We start from the raw sequence: 3881 nt of genomic DNA on the forward strand, positions 1-3881 counted from the left end.
CCGCTTCAGGCAGCCAACGGTCTGATGATGTTCGGGGTCACCACGGCCCTCTTCATCTCCGTTATCCAGCAGGTCACCGCCAAATGGATCGCCGCACAGTCAGCCCGCACATAGAATGCTGATCGGACGATGTGGTTTGAGTCCCCTGGTGCCGACCCAAGCTTCATGATGGAAAGGCTCCTCCTGCTTGGTGTCGATTTCAAGCCAGCATCGGGATCCAGAATGACCGCTCGAGGCGACCTGCGGGTTTAAGCGACACATGACGTGCGCTTCAGTTGGTCGCGGGATCGCTACCAGGTCATCTTGATACCGAACTTGCCCTCCCATGCATTGGCGTCGCCATCGAAGCTGGTTTCATAGTTGGCGTTGCCGTATATGGTCGTTGCATCGGTGACCTGCATGGCTGCGCCGATCCCGAGCTTGCCCCAGGTATCGCTCGAGTCGACGTCGAATGGAATGGAGCCGTTGGCAGACGAGAATTCGGTCGTCGGATCGCCGAGGAACTCATGCCAGATGTCCACCCGTCCCCACAGGGTGCACCTGTGCTTCGATGCTTCGCCACCGACGTCCCAGTCGCGCGCCACCCGCGCGCCAATCCTGCCGGCTAACGAATCGGTGTCGGAGTAACTGACATCCGCCGCACCGTCGTAGAAATCGTCAATATTGAGCGCCTGGTAGACCAACTGCGCCTGCGGCCCGAGCAGCCAGCCGTTGCCAAGGTGGAACGGATATCCTCCCTCGAGCGAGGCTGCCAGACCGAAGCCGTTCGTGTCACCGTCGCGCAAGCCCCGCGCTGCCGTCATGTCCATGTCATACCATGTTCCCTGCAGGACTCCGTCAAGGTACCAATAATTCTCACCAAAGCGGGTCCAGTAGCCGCCGATGGTGACGGCGTTGAATTTGTCTTCGCCTCCCTTAAAGGTACGCCCGAGGAGACTGTGCTCGACTTCGGCATTGGCACTGCCGACTGCCACATAAAGCCCGGCATTGTCGCGCTGGCCGTTGGCGAATTCGTTTCGGTAGAGATCGAGGCCAGTCTGGATCGCACCAAAGTCGTAGTCGAACGCCGGACCGCCGCGACCATAAATGCCGATCGGATCACCTTCGCGGTGACCACGATAGCCGATGATCCTGCCCCACGCTCAGTCGAGGATGTCCTGCCTTCCCGGACCGAGCAGCTGAGCGTCGCCACCCATCCTCTCGTGCAGCGTGCCAATGATTTGGCGGCCGTAGATCGGGGCCAACACCGGCATCGCCGCATATAGTGAAACCTCCTGGCGAAAACGCGGCACCGGAGATCCTGGTGGCTCGGGGTTGAGGCCAGGCCCAGCTCCCGGCACGGGTGGTTCCGGTGGTACCGGCTGAAGATTGCTGCGCAGGAACCAGTCGTCTTCGCTGCCGGGTGTCGAACCGCCACGGAAGAGAAGGTAATTATACGGACCCGCGGCCGCAAACCCGGCAAAAGCCCCAGGCGCGGTCGTACCGCCGTTCCCGGCATCGACGACCAGGATACCGTCCCCTGTGGTCAGTGCGCCGCCGCCGCCCGTGTCCCTGACGATTATCGCCGTCCTGCCAGCAGCCGCGCCCCCGTCGATCACAAGCCGGTCGGAGGGGGATCCATCCGAACCGAGAAACGTATTTATGCCGATCGTTCCTCCGGTTCCCGCGTAGTTTGTCGTTGTCAAGGCCGTGCCCGGTGCGGTGCCCGTGCCCATGTTCACCAAGCCGGCACTGGCGACGCTGAGAACAGTCTGACTGAACCCGTTGAGATCCAGCGTTCGGCCGCTTGCGATTGTCACTGCCGAATTCGGGCTGAACGTGTTCGGTGCGCCTGCCCGCAGTCTGCCCGCGTTGATATTCGTCGCCCCGCTATAGCTGTTGCCACCTGTGAGCGTGGTGGTGCCCGCGAACACATTGACTGTGCCGGTGCCGCTGATCGCGGGCGCAAACGCGTAGTTCGTGCTCGTGTGATTGAAGTTGAGCGTGCCGGAGCCAGCGCCGAACGCGAGGCCTGGCGCAGTGAGCGTGCCGGGTGCAACTGCCACATTCCCCGCTCCCGCGCCGATGTTGAGTGTTCCAACTGCACCCGCATTCGCCGCGATCACAATGGGCCCTGCGGTGACAGCACCCTCATTCGCAATCGTGAGCGCCCCCGTTCCCGACGTGCCGATGTTCACCCCCGCACTGTTGCTCCAAGTGGAGCCCGCGCCAGACACCGTCACTGTACCCCGCGAGCCTGCATTATTACCGATGTTGGCGGTTAAAGGCGTAGCGTTGATGACCATCCCCCCGTTTTCGATGGCGAGTGAGCCCGTACCGAAGCTACCTATATTGAATCCCGCGATGCTCCCCCCGGCTGTTTCGTTGATCCAACTGGAGCCTGGGCCGGTCACCGTCACCGTACCTGTCGAGCCGGCAGCCAATCCCATAGAGCCGCCGCCACCACTCCTCACCGTGCCGCCCTCCTGAATTGTAAGTGTCCCCGTGCCCTGACCGCCGACCACGATGGTTCCGATGTTCGTCCACGCGGATCCAGCGCCGGATACATTCACAATCCCTTGCCCGCCAGGTAAATTGCCCACAAATCCGCCGGCGTTGGTCAATGTCCCGCCTGTTTGGATTGTAAGCGCCCCTATCCCGTTTTGACCGACGGCGAGATTAAGTGCAGATGCGCCTGGAGTGCCAAGCACCGTCACATTCGGACTCACGGTGTCAACGTTTGCACTGGTCCCCGCCGAGGGGGTACCCGCATCCCAGTTGCCGGGCTCAAACCAATTAGTGGAACTCGCTCCGGTCCAGTTGGTCTGGGCGTGTGTCGAAACCGTAGATGCTGTTAAAAGCGCAATTATCGCCAACAATCTGATTTGTGAAAAACGTTGCGTCCACAGCCGAACGAGCAGTCTGCGGGCCAGTGCGCGCATACGCATGCCCCCCCTCCGCGTCACCCTTGGAAGCCTCAGGGGCCTCGTGGCGGTGCTGCCTGCCCCCTCAGGCAGGATTGGGATAGACATTGCTCTGAACACGCAGAAACCGAAAGCGCAAATCGTCCGCCACGAGAGCGACCGTCGGAAATGGGCCGGAGTGTTGCCGCATAGATACAGTGTGGCGTTCGCGCGGGGTTGGCCATTCGGGGGGAATTGGTGGCTCAACCCCATATTTGCATCGTCCTACAACCCAGGCGGAAGATCAATGGGGCCTCGCGACCTAAGCGTTATTGAACGACCCGACTTTAGAGAAGCTATTTTCCTGCAATCAAGAAATACCGCCCACCGGTCGTTTCTCCTTGCAACCAATGTAGTCGGCACCTTTTTTGGTTCTTCGGCACCGAGACTCGTTTTGAGACGTTTACACCACGTCATTTGTTCTCTATCTGTTCCGGCCTGACCCAAATTGCAATCCACCTCATACGCTGATCTCGCGCTGAACCGCTTTTGCGCCCGCCGATCTTCTACTGCGTATGTATGTGGAGGGTCTCATGACCGCTCATACCACCATCGACACAGATATTCTCGCATCGGTCCGAGCCGAGGCCGCCCGACATTCCTATCATCCGCGCGGCACCGTTCGCTGCGTCAGCGTGCCCCTCTTCCGCAACACGCTTGTGAGAGCTTGCGCATGCCTGCTCGATTTCGATCCGGACGTTCTGTTGTGGTCCTACCTTCCGCTGGAAGCTTGCGGATGCAGGGTCATTCCATGCCCCAGATTTCAGGATCGAGCGGGCGACAGGTCCGGCGCTCGTCGGCGTCTTCCAATCATTGACAGTTCTTATTATGGGCGACTTAACAAAATATGGAGTTGCCCCATAAAAACCGGACAGGATCAGATTTCTGTTTGACGGTTCAAGAACTCACGCGGCGACTGATACCCTAATGCCTTGTGCG

General features: G+C 60.1%; 2 protein-coding genes. Both read right to left on the minus strand.

The genetic code is table 11. From position 1 onward, the window contains the following. Positions 1-290: 290 nt before the first annotated feature. On the minus strand, positions 291-1130 hold the full coding sequence (locus tag FHS21_RS30245) for an autotransporter domain-containing protein (RefSeq protein ID WP_183665846.1): 840 nt from the start codon (positions 1128-1130) through the stop codon (positions 291-293). A 12-nt stretch (positions 1131-1142) separates the two neighbouring features. Next, entirely contained in the window at positions 1143-2927 is a 1785-nt protein-coding gene (locus FHS21_RS30250) for an autotransporter-associated beta strand repeat-containing protein (protein ID WP_112530414.1), read from the minus strand. Positions 2928-3881 lie beyond the last annotated feature (954 nt).

This window comes from Phyllobacterium trifolii, assembly GCF_014192095.1.
Lineage (GTDB): Bacteria > Pseudomonadota > Alphaproteobacteria > Rhizobiales > Rhizobiaceae > Phyllobacterium > Phyllobacterium trifolii.

Coding starts and splice junctions, on each gene's coding strand:
- FHS21_RS30250 (WP_112530414.1), bottom strand. CDS start 2,927: ATGCGTATGCGCGCACTGGCCCGCAGACTGCTCGTTCGGCTGTGGACG.